The following is a 15903-nucleotide window of genomic DNA, read 5'->3' as shown; positions in this document are numbered from 1 at the left end:
CGATGCCCGGTTGAATCGGAGTCTCGGCCTCAGAACGCCGCCTTCAGAGCGAAGCACCGCCGCAGACGACGATCTGCTGCCCGGTGATGCTCGCGGCCCCTTTCGAGAGCAGGAAAGCGGCAGTCGCCGCGACCTCCTCCGGCTTCACCAGCCGGCCCATCGGCGGCATCTTGGGCGCGACGGAGGCCCGGTTCGGGTCCCTCAGCATCGGCGTATCGGTCGCGCCGGGCGCCACCACGTTCACCGTGATCCGACGCGGCGCGAGCTCGATCGCGAAGGAGCGGGCCATGCCGACGAGCGCAGCCTTCGTCGCGGCATATTGCGCGCGTCCGGCCGAGCCCGCCGCCGTGCGGCTGCCGATGAAGACGATGCGCGCGCCCTCCGGCAGCGATGCGGCCAGCGCCTCGACGATCTGCTCGGCCGCGTCCACATGCAGCCGCCACATCGCCTGACCATTCACGGGGTCGAGGGAGCCGAGCACGCCGACGCGCAGGATGCCGGCGGCGTGGACGATGGCGTCGACGCCGGCCAGACCCGAAAGCGCCCCGCCCAGCGCCGCCCGGTCGGCGATGTCGACCGGCACATGGGCGAGCCGCTCATGCGAGAAGGCCGGAGCGCTGCGGCTGAAGCCGGTCACGGCCCAGCCCTCGCCGAGCAGTTGCTGCGCGATCGCTGCGCCGATGCCCGAGCTGACGCCGGTGACGAGCGCATGTTTCACGCGCCCGTCGGTTTCGGAAGGGGTCTCGCTCATCCGGTATAGGCGCGCGCCTGCGCCCGGATCTTCTCGGCATCGAAATTGTTGATCTCGCCGATCAGATCATTGGTGTAGATCTTGGAGAAGTCCTTGATGTCCCAGTCGTTCATCTTGGCTTCCGTGACGAATTCGTCGACCCGGATCGAGCCCATCTTGGCACCCTGATAGGGCGGCTCGTAGAGCTTGATGCGCCGGCTGATCGCCTCCAGCACCGACTTCACCGCCTGCTCCTCGGTGGAGCCGCGCGGGGCGGTTTCCGGATAGAGCTTGAGGAAGGCCTTGGCGCCGGCCGTCGGATTTTCGAGGATGAACTGCGAAGCCTTGGCCGTCGAGCGGCCGAAACCGACGAAGGTGGCGCGCTCGGCTTGGATGCGCGGCCGCAGACCCATCAGGAACTGGCCGCCGATCATCGGCAGATTGTCGGGTCGCTTCACCAATTCGAGCGGGATGCCCGCGCCATCGATGATGCCGAAGCCGGTATCGTAATAGGCGAGTGCATCGATCGCGCCGCGCTGGAGTGCGACGCCGGCCGGCACGCCGGCGCCGACCGCCGTCCACTTCACGTCCTTGTCGGGGTCGATGCCGAGCGACTTCAGCACGTTGCGGGTGACGGGATATTCGGTACCGCCGAAATCGGAGACGCCGATATTCTTGCCCTTCAGGTCGGCATAGGCCTTCACCGCCGAGCCCGGCTTCACCGCCACGTCCCATTTATAGGGATAGGTGTACTGGTAGAACCATTGCGACTGGCCCCATTCGCCCCGGGCGAGGATGGGCAGGGCGTAGGAGGGCACGCCGATACCGACATCGACATCGCCCTTGTCGGTCGCGACCTGGACGTTGGCGTTGCCGCCGAGCGCCAGCCCCTGCACCTTGAAACCTTCCTCGGCATTGTAGCCCAGCGCCTCGCCGACCAGCAGGTTGATGACGCTGGCGTTGATCGATTTGAGGCCGACGCCGACCTTCACCGTCTTGGCCGGCTGCGCGAAAGCGGAGCGCGGGCCAAGCGCCAGCGCGGATGCGAAGACGCTGCTGGCCTGGAGCCATTGTCTGCGGGTGATCATGACGTTCTCCCTTGCTTGCTTATGGTTGTGGTCGTTTCACTTGCGGCCGCGATCGCCCCAATGGACGATGCGTGCCTCCAGCCCGCGGACGATGCCGTGGAGCAGGATTCCCATCGCGCCCAGGATGACGAGCGCGGCGAAGACGCCGGCGACGTCGGTCACCGCCTGGGCCTGCGTGATGACGACGCCCATGCCCTGCTGGGCGCCGAGGAACTCGGCGACGATGGTGCCGAGCAGCGCGTAGACCACCGCCATGTCGAGCCCGGCGAAGATATAGGGAGCGGCGTTGGGCAGCTTGACGATGCGATAGGTCTCGAAGCGCGAGGCCGAGAGCGAGCGCATCAGGTCGATGCGCTCCGGCTCGACGGCGCGCAGGCCGGTGAAGCTGTTGATCAGCATCGGGAAGAAAGCGAGCAGCGCCGAGATCGCGATCTTCGAGCCGTCGCCGAAGCCGAACCAGATCACGACTAGCGGCGCGATCGCCACCTTCGGCAGCGATTGCAGCGCGAAGGCATAGGGCATCACCAGCTTCTCGATCAGCCGACTCTCGGCCATCAGCGAGCCGAGCGTGAGGCCTAGGCCCGAACCGATGGCAAGCCCGATCGCGGCGTTCTTCAGCGTGCCCCAGAGCGGCAGGTAATAGCCGAGCGGGCTCGACGGACTGACCGCGAGGCCCGACCAGAGCGCCTTCCACACCGCCAGCGGCGTCGGCAGGATGTAGGACGGAACGTCGAGATACTTCACCGCCGCCGCCCAGCCGGCGAAGAGGATGACGAGGCCGACGAGCGTGATCGCGGTGCCGTTGACGCCCTTCTTTCGCTGGCGCTTGCCAGCGGCGGCCTTGGGCCGGGGCGCGGCGTTCTCGATCGCGGCGGAATCGGCGATGATGGTGGTCTGTGCCTGGCTCATCATTCGTCTCCCTGGGCGTTGAGCAGGCCCCGGATTTCCTTGGCGAGCGCCGGATAGGCCGGGTGGCTGATGATGCTGTCGTTGGAGCGCGGGCGCGGGATCGGCACCTCGAGTTCACGGATGACGCGGCCGGGGCGCGCCGACATCACCACGACGCGATCGGCGAGGAAGATCGCTTCCGAGATCGAATGCGTGATCAGCATCACGGTCTTGCGGCTCGCCTGCCAGATGCGCTGCAGTTCGAGGTTCATCCGCTCGCGGGTCAGCGCGTCGAGCGCGCCGAAGGGCTCGTCCATCAGCAGGACGCGGGGGCTGCGCACGAGCGCCCGGCAGATGCCGGCGCGCTGCTGCATGCCGCCCGAAAGCTCATAGGGGTAGCGGTGCCCGAAATCCTTGAGGCCGGTGACATCGAGCAGCCGGTCGACATCCTCCGCCTGCCCCACCTGCTTGCCGCCGACCCGCAAGGGCAGCGCGACATTCTCGCGCACGGTGAGCCAGGGCAGCAGGTTCGCCGCCTGGAAGACGACGCCGACATCGCGCGACGGGCCGGTGATGGCCTTCCCGTCAAGCGCGGCCTCGCCGCTGTCGTAATCGTCGAGCCCGGCGAGGATGCGCAGCAAGGTCGACTTGCCGCAGCCCGAAGGGCCGACGACGCAGACGAACTCGCCGTCCTTGATGCTGAGATCGATGTTCGACAGCGCGTGGACCGAGCCGTCGGCATAGGTCTTTTCGAGCCCGCTGATCCGGATGAGGTCGCGCGGCATCTGGGCCTTTGCCTCCGAGATGGGGTGGACTTGAGCGAGGGCGGCCATGGGCGTCTCCCTGTTCGTGCTTCTTCTGATGTCGCTCAGCCGCGTTCCGCCCAGGCGGGCGTGACACGGACATGCTTGATGGCGCGGCGCCAATAGGTGAAGGCGATCTGGAGCTCGCCGTCAGACGTCTGCGTGATCGAGGGATAGGAGAATTCGCGGTTCAGCCCGTCCTTCGAGTTGTTGGTCATGCAGTAGCCGTCGCCCTCTTCCAGATTGCGCTGCACCGGCCAGGTCCGGCCGCCATCGGCGGAGATCGCGAGTGTCATCGGCGCGCGCGGCGCGCCCCAGAAGGCGGTGCGCTCGGGGGCAGAGGGTGCAGGCGCGTCCGCAGCCGCGACGACCGGCTCGCTCTCATCCTCGATATCGTCATAGAGGCCGGTGCGGCGATCGGTGGCGTCGAGCCGGCTCGCCTTGTTGAAGACCAGCGCGATGCGCCCATCGGCCAGCACCGTCGCCTGCACGGAGGAGTTGTTGTTGGGCAGTTCGGTCGGCTCCGGGGCGGACCAGTCGCGACCGTCAGCCGAACGGCTGATATAGACATGGTCGGCCCAGCGGCTGCGATAGAGCGCGACGAGCCCCTCCTTCGTCTTCAGCACGTTCATATGCACGCAGCCGAGCGAGCCCGGCACGACATGCTCGCCCCAGCTCCGCCCCTCGTCGGTCGAGACCCGCACGGCGCTGACGTCGCGGTCGCCGACCCATTTCCGGCCGGGCACGCTGACGCAGTGGAAGACCGGGATCACCCAGGCGCCGTCGTCCAGCACGACCGGCGGCTGGCGCACGAACAGCCCATGGCCCTCGGGCGCCTCGAACAGCGTCTCGATCGGCCCCCACGTCACGCCGTGATCGCGCGACACGCGCTTGCGGACCAACGACGTGTCCTGATTGCCCGAGATCTGCGCGGTCCAGATCAGCCAGAGCTCGCCCTTCGGCGTGGTGAACAGGACAGGGTTCTGCTCGGAGCGGCCGGGATCGTCGGAAAGCTTCTCCGGCGCGCTCCAGCGCGAGCTCCCCTTCGTCAGCCGCGAGAAATACACCGAGATGTCCGGAATGCCCTCCTGCGTGCCGCCGAACCAGACACAGGCGAGATCGCCATTGCCGAGCACGGCGAGATTGGCGGCATGGTTCTGCACGCAAGGGCTCGGCAGATAAGCCTCGATGCGGGCGGCATCGCCCTCGCGCGGATGCAAGACTCCACTGCGCTCGGCGAGGCCGGCCGGCTCGATGACGGTCGAATGAGCGCCCATCAATAGGCCTCCTCATAGATCGCGAGGATCTCCTCGCAGCTGATGTCGCGGGGGTTGTTGTCGAGCAGGCGGCGGATGGCGTGGGCCTCGCTCGCCATGGCCGGCAGGTCGTCGCGCGGCACCTTCAGCGCGGAGAGCGTCATCTCGCAGCCGAGATCGGCGCAGTAGCGATGCGCAGCCGCAAAGACATCTTCCTCGCGCGCACCGCCCTTCAGGCCGAGCGCAGCGAGGATCGCCGCCGTCTTCTCCGGCGCGGCCGGGGTGTTGAAGGCGAGCGTGTGCGGGAAGATCAGCGCATTGGCCGCGCCATGGGCGATATGGTGGCGCGTGCCGAGCGGATAGGCGACCGCATGGCCGGCGGCCGTGTTGACCGGACCGAGGCAGAAGCCGCCATAGAGCGAGGCGAGCGAGAGCCCTGCCCGCGCCTCGACATCCGAGCCGTCCGCGATGGCCCGCGCCAGGAAGCGGCCGACGAGCGCCACGCCCTCCAGCGCGTACATGTCGATCAGCGGGTGGGCCTTCTTGCTGGTGAAGGCCTCGACGCAATGGGCCATCGCGTCGACGCCGGTCGCCGCGGTCACCGCCGGCGGCAGGGTCAGCGTCAACACCGGGTCGATGATGGCGATGTCGGCGAGCATATGCAGGCTCTGGACCGCGAGCTTGTTCTGCGTCGCCGGATCGGTGACGAGCGCGCGCGTCCCGGCTTCCGAGCCGGTGCCGGAGGTCGTCGGCACCTGCATCAACGCCGCGCCCTTCCGCGCGACCTTCTCCGGGCCGACGACGTCGTGAAGTGTCTGGCCGGAACCGGGCAGGACCGCGATGAGCTTTGCGAGGTCCATCGCGCTGCCGCCGCCGAAGCCGATGACGAGATCGGGCTTCACCTGACCGGCCAGCGCCAGGGCGGCTTCGAGGTTGGGCACATCGGGCTCGGGACGGACATCGCCGAAGATCGCGACCTCGCCCTGCAGCTCCAGCACGCCGACGCGATTCGCGTTGAAGGCGTCGGCGACGACGAGAATGCGTGTGAAGCCTTGCGCGGCGGCCCAGCGGCCGGCCAGCGGCGCGGTACCGGCGCCGAATTCGATGATGTGCGGACGCTGGATCGTGATCGGCGTCGCCAGGCTCGTGGTCGCCAGCGGCCTGGGGCTGTGGATGTTCATGGGAGCCTCCCTTACGCTGCGGTGTCGACGGTGTTCGTCGGGGCGGCGATGCCGCGTGCTGCGGCCAGCTTCTCGGCGTATTCGATGGCCTCGATCAGGCTGAGCTGGTTGGCGATGCCCTTGCCGGCGATGTCGAAGGCCGTGCCGTGATCGACCGAGACGCGCACGATCGGCAGGCCGAGCGTGATGTTGACGCCCGACAGCGCGTCCCATGTGCCCGTCTCGGGATTGACGTTGAAGCCCAGCAGCTTGACCGGGATGTGCCCCTGATCGTGATACATCGCGATCACGGCGTCGTACTGCCCGGCGCGCAGCTTCACGAAGACGGTGTCGCCCGGCACGGGGCCGACCACGTCGAAACCGTCCGCCACCGCCCTGGCGATGGTCGGGGCCGAGACCTCGTCGTCCTCCTTGCCGAACAGGCCGCCCTCGCCCGCATGGGGATTGAGCGCGGCGACGGCGATCTTGCGCCGTCCGAGGTCGAGCGCCTTGAGCGCCTCGTCGGTGCGCTCGATGACATAGCGCAGCCGCTCGGGCGTGAGCTTGCCCGGCACATCCTTGAGAGCGACATGGGTGGTGACGTGGCTGACGCGCATATTGCCATGGGCGAGCATCATCACCGAGCCTTTCGAGGCGGTCAGGCTCGCCAGCATGTCCGTATGGCCCGCGAATTTGTAGCCGGCCTTGTTCAGTGCCTCCTTGTTCAGCGGCGCCGTGACGATGCCCTGGATGCGACCCGCCTGCGCCAGGCGCACCCCCGTCTCGACGGCGAGATAGGCGAAGCGCCCGCCATCGGCGCTGAGCACGCCGGGCTTGATCGGCTCGCCCTCCGGCCCTGCCTGGAGGCAGGCGAGGTTCGGCCATGCACTGGTCTCGTTGACCTCGGGGATCGCGATCTCGGCGCCGAGCATCTCGCGCGCCGCGTGAAGCGCCGGATTGCTGCCGATGACGAGCAGGCGCAGATCGCCCCTGGCGATCCGCTCCTTCAGCTCGAGACAGGCCTTGACGATGATCTCGGGGCCGATGCCGGCCGGATCGCCCATGGTGATGGCGAGATGGGGTTTCATGCTGCCGCTCCGGCCAGTGCCGCGGATCTGCCCGCGAAGATATCGTTGAGAAGATCGGGACCGCCGAAGGCCCCGGATTTCGAGACGACCGTGACACCGTCCCAGCGCCCGCCACGCAGGATCGAGCGCGGCACGCCCGGCGCGACCTCGCCGACAGCGTCGAGACGCTCGGCGCCCAGCGCCTCGCAGAGACCGCGCAGCGTCTCGCCACCGGCGGCGAAGAGCGTGCCCGGCCGGTCGAGTTCCGCCAAGAGCGCGCCGAACCGGGCCTCGATCGCCCTTGCAGCCTCGTCCCGGGAGATGCCTGCAGGAAGGTCGACGCTGGCGAGGACGACACCGTCGGCAGCCAGCCGCCGGCCGATCTCGGCAGCCTCTCCGCACATCTGTGCGGAGAGGCGCAAATGCCGCGCCCCTATCGCCGCGAGCTGGGTGCGCATCGTCTCGTGCTCCGAGCCGACGAAGCCAACGACCGGCGCCGGCAAAGCCGCGGCCCGCCCCTCGCCCTGGAAACCCATCGCCCGCGCCAGCGCCGAGGCCAGGCCGGCGCTGCCGATCCAGAGAATCTCCTCGGCCCCACGAGCCGCCGCGACGATCGCGTCGAGATCGGCATCGCTCTCGGCGTCCCACAGGCTCAACCCCGCTGGAACCGCGTCGCCCGGCCGGGCCCGCATGACCTCATGGCCGGCCCGCCGCAGCTCGTCGCCGAGATCGGCCGGCACAGGCCGCGCCGCGCCCTCGATCAGCACGCATTGACGGCCCCCGCGCGTGATGCGCCCCTGCGCCGGGAAGGCTGGCGCGACGACGCAACGCGAAGGCTTCAGCACCTCGAGGATTGCCGCGATCTCGGCCCCCTGCGGCCCGCGCAGCAGGCTGTCGATCTTCTTGAAGGCCAGGCCGGAGCCGGGAGAGAACAGCCGCCCCGCCACGGCCGCGACAGCGGCGCACGCCTCCTCGGCCGAGGCTTCGCGCGTCCGGCTGTCGAGCGCGACGGCGCCAGCCGTCGGCACTGCCTCGCGCCAGCAGACCGGAACCGGCTCGGACGGCGACGCGAAGGCGGCGGCCGCGTCGAGCGCGCCCGTCAGGTCGTCGGCGAGCAGGCGCAGGGGCTGCCGGCGTATCGCCATCTCAGCCGCCCTTGACCGCGGAAAGCAGCGAGCGGGCGCCGCGCGCGACGATGGTGGTGTCATTGGCGACGCCGACGAAGTCGATGCCCTGAGCGACGCGGCGCACGGCCTCGCCTTCATTGTTGGTGAGATAGCCGGCGGGCTTACCGATCGCCTTCAGGCGCCTGAAGCCGTCATCGATCGCAGCCTGCACCGCGGGCGCCTGCGTGTTGCCGAGATGGCCCATCGAGGCGGCAAGGTCGGCGGGGCCGATGAAGACCGCATCGACGCCGTCGACCTGCGCGATCTCATCGATCTGCGCCAGCGCTTCGGCCGTCTCGATCTGCACGATGACGCAGATCTCCTTCTGGACCTTGGCGAAATAATCCGGGATCAGCCCGTAGGCGGCCGCCCGCGACGAGCCCGAGACGCCGCGCACGCCATGCGGCGGATAGCGCGTATAGCTGACGGCGCGGGCCGCCTCCTCGGCATTCTGGACGTAAGGGAAGAGCAGGGTCTGCGCGCCGAAATCGAGCCAGCGCTTGACCATGACCATGTCGTTCCAGGCCGGCCGCACGATCGGCTCGGCCGGCAGCGCCGCCATGACCTGAAGTTGCGCCACGATCTCGGAGGGCTCGTTGGGGCTGTGCTCGGTGTCCAGCAGCAGCCAGTCGAAGCCGAGCTGGGCGAACATCTCGGTGAGCGCCGGGCTCGCGAAGGTCGAGAAGATGCCGAGCTGCTGTCGCTTGCCCAGATCGCGCTTGAAACGATTCGTTCTGATTTCGGCCATCATCCACCTGCTGCTCGGATCCGGGGAGCGAGGCAGGAGCACGTCGGATGCGAAGCCGCCGAGACGAACGGCACCAGAGCGTTTCCTGTCGCTGGCCTCTTCGGACCTTGGCTCCATCGAAGCGCAACCCGGACAACATGTCAACATGTTGTAATTATCAGCGCACAGATCGCCAAAAACCTAGAAAATATCGCCGCCCGCAATAGCCCTTGACCAAGTTGTAATTGCTTGTAAACATCGCGGCATGGACCAGTTCGCAAGATCGCAGGATCACGCAAGCGCCCCGCCCTCCCCGCTGGTGCAGCGCGTGCATCATCAGTTGCGCGCGCGCATCGCCTCGGGTGAGTACGCGGCGAACACCCGCTTGCCAGGCGAACATGATCTCGCCGCGCTCTACGGCGTCTCCCGCCCCGTCATCCGCGAGGCACTGCGGCGCCTGCGCGACGACGGGCTGGTGTTCTCGCGGCAGGGAGCCGGCACCTTCGTCCGCGGCGGCGAGCCTGAGCCCGGAAAGGCGCTGGCCTTCGCGCCCGTCGGCACCATCGCCGACGTGCAGCGCTGCTACGAGTTCCGGCTCGAGGTCGAGCCCGCCAACGCCTTCTACGCCGCCAAGCGGCACAACGAGGCGGCGCTGGCGGCCATCGGCAACGCGCTCGAGCTGATGCGCGACACGACGCGCGCCCACGGCCATCGTGAGGATGCCGACTACGCCTTCCACATCGCCATCGCCGAGGCGGCGAACAACTATTTCTTCCTGTCCTCGATGCAGGCGCTGAAGGACCACATCAATGTCGGCATGAAGCTGCACGGCCTGTCGCTGCTAGGGCCGTCGGGCGGGCTGATCGGCGTGCTCGACGAGCACGACGCGATCTTCGCCGCCATACGCGACCGCAAGGAGGACGACGCGCGCGACGCGATGCGCCGGCACATCCAGGGCTCCTACGATCGTCTCTTCGAGGGCAAGGTGCTCGATCTATCCTTGTAAAGGCCCCTTCGCGGGCGCCCACGCCGGCAAGATGCCGACGAGGAGCAGCGCGGCATCATCAGAGGAAACGGGCGGTTCTCGCCCGGTCACGTCGACCCGCGCACTACGGACAAGGCTTCCCGCAAAGCATGGCTCAGCCTGTTGCGCGCCCGCACGGCATCGACAGCCGCGAAACGGCCCTCGTCGCCCTCGGGGGCCGAAGCCAGGCGCCTGATCGCATCCAGAACCGGCCAGGGCGAAAGCGCGAGCGCGGGATCGTGAACGAAGCGATCGCCGGCCGTGTAATCCAGCGGCACCAGAACGCGGCTCAGGCGCATCAGGACCTGATCATGCGTCGCCGGGTCCAGCTCTCCCCGCCTCAATCGCACGAGAGCATCGGCGAGCGATCCCGCCGCCTCCAAGGTCTCGCCAAGATCGAAGCGACCGCCCAAGCGGCCCGAGAGATCCTCCAGTTCCTGCGCGAGCTTGGAGATCTGGGCGGAGTAATCCAGCGGCAGCCGGGACTGGGTAAGCAGGTTCAGGACCACCCGGAGCACGACCCGAGTGTCGCGAACGAGGAAATCCGGGTCGATCTTGTCGATGAGATCATGCTCGGTGTGCCACCACCAGCCGAGATCGTTCCGCATCTTGACCTCGCCCGGCTCCTGCAGACTGAGGCTGCCGAAGACGGAGGGGATCCCGACCCCGGGAAAGGAATCGTCGGCGGAACGGGCCTTGCGGCGTCCGGCCAGTTTCTGGCCGGTTTCGGCCGCGATCGCCGCCGCCGCGATGTCGTAGAGACCGCCGGCCGAACCGGTCCGGGTCAGGTCCTGCGCGCCGATGCCGCCGGGGCTGTCGAGATTGACATGGGCAGCGCAGCGGGCGTCGAGCTCCGTCCAGTGGTTGTCGGCATACCAGGCCGAGCCCGAATAGCGCCCCTGCGAATGGCCCGACCAGAAGCAGATGCGCAGGCCGCGCTTCCAGTCCCGCCGCGCCTCCATGCACAGGCGCACGACTTCCAGCATCGCGATATTGGCGGAGCCGTTGTCCATGACGCCCTGGAACCAGGTGTCGACATGGCAGGAGAGCAGAATGAAGGGCTCTCCGGGTTTCCCGGAAGACGGCATGTCGCCGACGAGAAGGGGCGTCTTGCGCCAGCCGGTATCGACCTCGGCGTAGAGCGTCACCTCGCTCGCTCCCGCGCTCAGCCCCTCGCGCAAGGCGCGGCCATCGTCGTTGCTGACAGTGACGGCGACCACCTGCGGCAGGGCCGCGCGCGTCTGTGCGGACGGGCTCCCCCAGATCGGCGAGACGCACATCTCGTGCAGGAGATGATGCGGGCTGATTTGGACCACCCCGATCGCGCCGGCCGCTGAAGCCAGCGCAGCGACGGCCGGGCTGGCGATGCCGTCGACCAGAACGATCCGCCCAGCGACTTCCCTCCCCGCGAAGGCTTTGCGCGAACCGTCGCCGAGATCGACGAGGAGGCCCGTCAGGCCGCCTTGCGGCGAGGACAGCGACATCGCATGCGTGATCGCAGGAACCGTTCGCTCGCCGATAACGAGCCGGGCCGGGCCGGGAATGCTGATATAGGCGTCGTGAGAGATCAGGCGGGTCTTCAACCCGATCTCGTCGAGCTGCTGCTTGAGCCAGGCGAAGCTCGAGGCTTCGCCCGGGGTCGTCGCGACCTTCGACCATTGGGCGAGCGTCTTCAGCCCGGCCATCATGCGTTGCGCGGAGACCGCGCCCGGAACCGCGCTTTCGACGGCGCCATCGGATTGTGTTGCCAGGGCCATGTCGATGGCATCCTTGTCTTTGTAAGCGGGTTCGATCGTGGAAATCGCTGGTTTCAGCCGCATCAAACTGCAGTCCGTGCCCCGCCGAGCAGGGCGGAAAGCTCCCGCGCGGCGCGGCGCACGGTTTCGATGTGGTTCGGCAGCAGGCTGTCGCTGACGCGTCCGGTCGGCGCCCCGATATGGATGGTGGCGATGATTTTGCCGTCGCGCCCCATCACGGGCGCCGAGATCGAAATCAGGTCCGGGCTGACCTCGCCATGGCTGACGTAATAGCCCTGCTCGCGGACCGCCGCGAGAATCTGCCTGAGACGTTCGGGATCCACGCAGGTCCGCTCGGTGAACGCCTTCAGCGGCTCGCCGAGCACCGATTCGCGAAACGCTTCGTCCTGAAACGCCAGGAGAACGACGCCTGAACCGGCATGCATCGGCCGGCTGCCGCCGATATTCGCCAGAACCTTGACCGCCCTGTCGGGCTCCCAACCGGCGACGCAGAGGCTGTTCCGGCCGTCCCGGACGCGAAGCTGAACCGTCTCGCCGGTATCGCTGCCGAGCCTGGCGACGATCGGGGCCGCCACTCTGGCGATGTCGATCTGCCGTTCCGCTGCGTTGCCGACGGCCACGGCCGCGAGGCCCAATCGGTAACTGCGCTTTTCGGTCGAACAGCTGACGAAGCCATTGGCCTCGAGGCTGCACAGGAGTCGATACACGCGAGCCTTGCTCTGGCCGGATCGGCGCGTGATCTCCGACAATCCGAGATCCGGCGTTTCCGCGATCAGCATCAGCAATCCGAGCGCCGCGTCGACCGCATCGACCCGGTACTGCTCGATCTCCCTGGGCGGTGCCGCGCTCGTCATCGGCTCTCCTTTTGCTCGGCCTGCCCGGCCTCCGGGCCGGCGGATTCAACGAATCCGGCCATAGCACAGTTCGATTGGTTCACTCAATGAACCATCGGTTCAATAATTTGACATCAGCGCTTCACCGACGCAAGGTCTCGCGAACTCGACCTTTGGCGGCAGCCCGAACATGGCCGCAGTCAAAGGGATGGGAGGGGAACGAAAGCCGATGGCTTCACACGCAACAGAACCCGTCCGCGGGATCGAATGGCCCGACCGGGCCCGCGCGATCGTCTGCGTCACAATCCATGTCGACGGCCCGGCGGTCGAAGCCGGTCGCGGGCAGAACGATTTGGGCGTCAACAGCCGCGGTCGCTACGCGCTGCGGCGCGGTATCCGCCGCTATCTCGACATGCTCGACCACCATGCGATCAAGGCGACCTTCTTTTGCTGCGGCTATGACGCCGAGCATTGGCCGGAACCGTTTCACGAGATCCACCGGGCCGGTCACGAGATCGCGGCGCATGGCTACCAGCATGAGGGCTTCGAACTCGGCGAGCGCGAGCCCGAGCTTCTCGAAAAGACCCACGACATCCTCGCGGCCCTAGGGCAGGCCCCGGTGGGTTGGTGCTCGCCCTCGGGACGCAAGAGCCGCCTGACGCTGCCGACGCTGCGCCGCCTCGGCTACATCTACGATGCGAGCGAGAAGGACGAGGACATCCCCTATCTGCTGGAGGATGGCTTCATGATCCTGCCGAACAACACCGTCTCGCTCGACGATTTCCCGATGTACTTCACCGGTGGCGCCTCGGCGGCGGAAGTCGAGCGCAATTTCGTCCAGGAGCTCGACGCCGCGCTCGGCCGCGACGGTTACGTCCACCTGACGGTCCATCCGCGCGCAGGCGGTGGTTCCGGAACCCCGGCACGGGCAGCTGCCGTCGACCGCTTCCTCGCCTATGCCAAGGCGACGCCCGGCGTGCGTTTCATGACCTGCCGCGAACTGGCGGAATACTGCCTGGGCGATGCCGCGCGCTGGCGGGATGCGCGCTCATGAGCGGCGCCCTCCTGATCACCGTGAACGTGCACGGCATCGGGCCGGAGGCGGCCGGCGCGCCCGAGGCCGAGCTGTTCGGCCGCGATGCGCATGGTCGCTACACCTATCGGATCGGCCTTGCGCGGGTGCTCGACGCGCTCGGCGAATACCGTCTGCCCGCCACCTTCTTCTGGCCGGCCATGGAGGCCGAAAGACTGCCTCGGCTGGTCGAGCGCTGCCTCCGCGAGGGTCATGAGATCGCCAGCCATGGCCGGGCCTTCGAGGATCACGCCAAGCTCGGGCGCGACGAGGAGGCATCGGTGATCGGCGAGGCGCATGAAACGCTCAGGCGCCTGAGCGGCGTCGCTCCGCGCGGCTTCCGGGCCCCGACCGGCACGCTCTCGCAGAACACGATCCCGATCCTGCAAGCTCTTGGATATCATTACGATTCGAGCTTCCTCGACGACGATACCCCCTACGCGCTCGCTGAATATGGCGGGTACGGCATGGTCGAGCTTCCGGTCTCGGAAGGCCTGACCGACGCGACGCATTTCCGCCGGCGCGTCACGCAGGACCGGGCGGAAGACCTCATGCGCGAGGAGCTCGCGGCGCTTCTCGCGGTCGATGGCTATGCCTGCCTCACCTTCCATCCGCGCGCCGATATCGGGGTCGGCCGGCTTGCCCGCCTGCCCCTGATCGAACGCCTCGCCAGACTGGCCGAAAAGCAGGGTGCCCGACCCAGCCTCTGCGGTCAGCTGGCGGAGCAAATCCACGCCGGACGCGCGGCAAACCAGATCGAGAACGTCGGAGACTGAGATGCGAGCTATTGCGGTTCTGACCCTCGGATTGAGCGCCTTCGCGGCAGCCGGAAGCGCGGCGCATGCCCAGACGCTGCGGACGATGCTCACCTCCGACATTCGAGGCGTCATGCCGGGACGCAGCCCGGACACCGCGACCGGCAGCGTCCTTCAGAACATCTATGAGGGGCTGGTCGCCTGGCGGGCCGACGGCAGCGTCGCTCCGATGCTGGCTGAGAAGATCGAGACCTCGGACGACGGCAAGACCTACACCTTCACTCTCCGCGAGGGCGTGAAATTCCATAACGGCGCCCCGCTGACGGCCAAGGAAGTGGTCTGGACCTGGGAACGCTTTCTCGATCCCAAATCCGCGTGGCCCTGCCGTGGCGCCTTCAACGGCACCAACGCGACCAAGATCGAGTCGGTGAAGGCGCTCGATGATCGCCGCGTCGCGTTCCAGCTCGCCGAACGAAGCGGATCCTTCCTGAGCGCGATGGCGCGTGCCGACTGCGACTCCGCCGGCATCGCCCATCCGGACGCGGTCGACGCGAACGGCAACTGGACGACGGCGATCGGCACCGGCCCGTTCAAGATGACGGAATGGCGCAAGGGCCAATATGTCGAGCTCAGCCGTTTCGCCGATTACAAATCCCGCAGCGAGCCGTCGGACGGGCTCGCCGGCGCCAAGGAAGCCAAGGTCGAAAAGGTCAGGATCAATCTGGTTCCCGACGCGCAGGTCGCCAAGCTCGGCATCCTGCAGGGCCAGCTCGACCTCTGGACCGATGTCGACGCGGCCTCGATCAAGGATTTCGCCAACGACAAGAACGTCACCGTGACGACCACGCCGGTCGCCGGCATCTATACGATCCCGCTCCAGTCGCGCGATCCGGTGCTTGCCGATCCTCGGATCCGCCAGGCGATCAGCCACGCCATCGACCGGAAAAGCCTGGCAAAGGCCGTTCTGGACGATGAAAGCATTGCTTCCCCCTCGCTGATCCCGCTGACCAGCCGCTTCTATGGCCAGGTCGAGCGCGACGGCGCCGAATACGATCCCGACAAGGCGCGCGCCCTGATCAAGGCCTCCGGCTACAAGGGCGATCGCATCGTCCTGATCACGAGCAAGGCCTCGCCGATCATGAGCGATACGGCGATCTATCTCCAGTCGATGCTGCAGGCCGTCGGCCTCAACGTCGATGTCGAGATCATGGAGTTCGCTACCCAGTTCGAGCGCTTCTACAGCGGGCGCTACCAGATGATGGTCTGGAACCTCACGCCCTATCTCGACCCGCTTTTCATCGTCGAGCGCTTCACCGGCGACAAGGCGCGCCAGCCCGACAAGGTCTGGGACAGCCCGGCCTCGAAGGAGCTGCTGAAGAAGCTCGTCCTCGCTGACGACCAGCAGGACAAGCAGGCGCTTTATGACGAGGTGCATCGCCTGCAGATGAGCGAGGCGCCGCTGATCGTCTGGGGCACGCGCGCCACGACGATCGCCGTCCGCAAGAACGTCTCCGGCTTCCAGCCCTGGCCCGGTCAGAAGCCGCGCTACTGGAACGTCTCCGTCACTCCCTGACGGC

15 protein-coding genes are annotated in these 15903 nt (G+C 67.6%); 4 read left to right on the top strand and 11 right to left on the bottom strand.

The features are described from left to right. Positions 1-43 precede the first annotated feature (43 nt). From GY40_RS19720 to GY40_RS19680, 9 genes are all read right to left on the bottom strand, one after another. Positions 44-751 (bottom strand): SDR family NAD(P)-dependent oxidoreductase, encoded by a 708-nt coding sequence (locus tag GY40_RS19720; protein ID WP_051988308.1) that lies wholly within the window; start codon positions 749-751, stop codon positions 44-46. Beyond that, positions 748-1818, bottom strand: a complete 1071-nt coding sequence (locus GY40_RS19715; protein ID WP_038365725.1) for an ABC transporter substrate-binding protein — start codon at positions 1816-1818, stop codon at positions 748-750. Before GY40_RS19715 ends, GY40_RS19720 begins: the two co-directional genes overlap by 4 nt. A 36-nt stretch (positions 1819-1854) precedes the next feature. Then, on the bottom strand, positions 1855-2727 hold the full coding sequence (locus tag GY40_RS19710) for an ABC transporter permease (RefSeq protein ID WP_156116005.1): 873 nt from the start codon (positions 2725-2727) through the stop codon (positions 1855-1857). After that, the gene (locus GY40_RS19705; RefSeq protein WP_038366016.1) at positions 2727-3491 is read right to left on the bottom strand and encodes an ABC transporter ATP-binding protein; all 765 of its coding nucleotides are present in this window, start codon (positions 3489-3491) and stop codon (positions 2727-2729) included. The genes GY40_RS19710 and GY40_RS19705 overlap by 1 nt, the downstream gene beginning before the upstream one ends. A gap of 83 nt (positions 3492-3574) precedes the next feature. Beyond that, positions 3575-4786: a sialidase family protein gene (locus tag GY40_RS19700; RefSeq protein ID WP_038365723.1), complete on the bottom strand. Its 1212-nt coding sequence runs from the start codon at positions 4784-4786 to the stop codon at positions 3575-3577. Then, entirely contained in the window at positions 4786-5946 is a 1161-nt protein-coding gene (locus GY40_RS19695; RefSeq protein WP_051988307.1) for an iron-containing alcohol dehydrogenase, read from the bottom strand. The genes GY40_RS19700 and GY40_RS19695 overlap by 1 nt, the downstream gene beginning before the upstream one ends. Positions 5947-5957: 11 nt before the next feature. After that, on the bottom strand, positions 5958-7013 hold the full coding sequence (gene pdxA / locus GY40_RS19690) for a 4-hydroxythreonine-4-phosphate dehydrogenase PdxA (protein WP_038365721.1): 1056 nt from the start codon (positions 7011-7013) through the stop codon (positions 5958-5960). Next, on the bottom strand, positions 7010-8137 hold the full coding sequence (locus GY40_RS19685) for a four-carbon acid sugar kinase family protein (RefSeq protein WP_038365719.1): 1128 nt from the start codon (positions 8135-8137) through the stop codon (positions 7010-7012). Before GY40_RS19685 ends, pdxA begins: the two co-directional genes overlap by 4 nt. Position 8138: 1 nt before the next feature. Next, positions 8139-8906 (bottom strand): HpcH/HpaI aldolase family protein, encoded by a 768-nt coding sequence (locus GY40_RS19680; RefSeq protein ID WP_197062782.1) that lies wholly within the window; start codon positions 8904-8906, stop codon positions 8139-8141. 244 nt (positions 8907-9150) lie between these two features. Between GY40_RS19680 and GY40_RS19675 the strand changes: the two genes are divergently transcribed. Then, the gene (locus tag GY40_RS19675) at positions 9151-9891 is read left to right on the top strand and encodes a FadR/GntR family transcriptional regulator (protein WP_038365715.1); all 741 of its coding nucleotides are present in this window, start codon (positions 9151-9153) and stop codon (positions 9889-9891) included. A gap of 86 nt (positions 9892-9977) precedes the next feature. Here GY40_RS19675 and GY40_RS19670 read toward each other — a convergent pair whose 3' ends face one another. Together GY40_RS19670 and GY40_RS19665 are read right to left on the bottom strand one after the other, a co-directional pair. Further along, positions 9978-11666 carry a M28 family metallopeptidase gene (locus GY40_RS19670; protein ID WP_081925553.1) on the bottom strand — a complete coding sequence of 563 codons (1689 nt, stop codon included), beginning with the start codon at positions 11664-11666 and terminating at the stop codon, positions 9978-9980. Positions 11667-11728: 62 nt separating this feature from the next. Beyond that, positions 11729-12520 (bottom strand): IclR family transcriptional regulator, encoded by a 792-nt coding sequence (locus GY40_RS19665; RefSeq protein WP_051988306.1) that lies wholly within the window; start codon positions 12518-12520, stop codon positions 11729-11731. A 208-nt stretch (positions 12521-12728) separates the two neighbouring features. Between GY40_RS19665 and GY40_RS19660 the strand changes: the two genes are divergently transcribed. Genes GY40_RS19660 through GY40_RS19650 form a run of 3 tightly spaced genes read left to right on the top strand, consistent with a single transcriptional unit; the run spans position 12729 to position 15899 of the window. Further along, complete coding sequence (locus GY40_RS19660) at positions 12729-13553, top strand: polysaccharide deacetylase family protein (RefSeq protein ID WP_038365713.1); 825 nt, start codon at positions 12729-12731, stop codon at positions 13551-13553. Continuing rightward, positions 13550-14347: a polysaccharide deacetylase family protein gene (locus GY40_RS19655; protein ID WP_051988305.1), complete on the top strand. Its 798-nt coding sequence runs from the start codon at positions 13550-13552 to the stop codon at positions 14345-14347. The genes GY40_RS19660 and GY40_RS19655 overlap by 4 nt, the downstream gene beginning before the upstream one ends. A gap of 1 nt (position 14348) precedes the next feature. Then, the gene (locus GY40_RS19650) at positions 14349-15899 is read left to right on the top strand and encodes an ABC transporter substrate-binding protein (protein ID WP_038365711.1); all 1551 of its coding nucleotides are present in this window, start codon (positions 14349-14351) and stop codon (positions 15897-15899) included. Positions 15900-15903 lie beyond the last annotated feature (4 nt).

Source organism: Allobosea sp. UNC402CLCol (assembly GCF_000745475.1).
In the GTDB taxonomy this organism is placed as follows: Bacteria; Pseudomonadota; Alphaproteobacteria; order Rhizobiales; family Beijerinckiaceae; genus Allobosea; species Allobosea spartocytisi.
The sequence above is the reverse complement of the archived record's forward strand: the minus strand, read 5'-3'. Positions and strand labels throughout refer to the sequence as shown.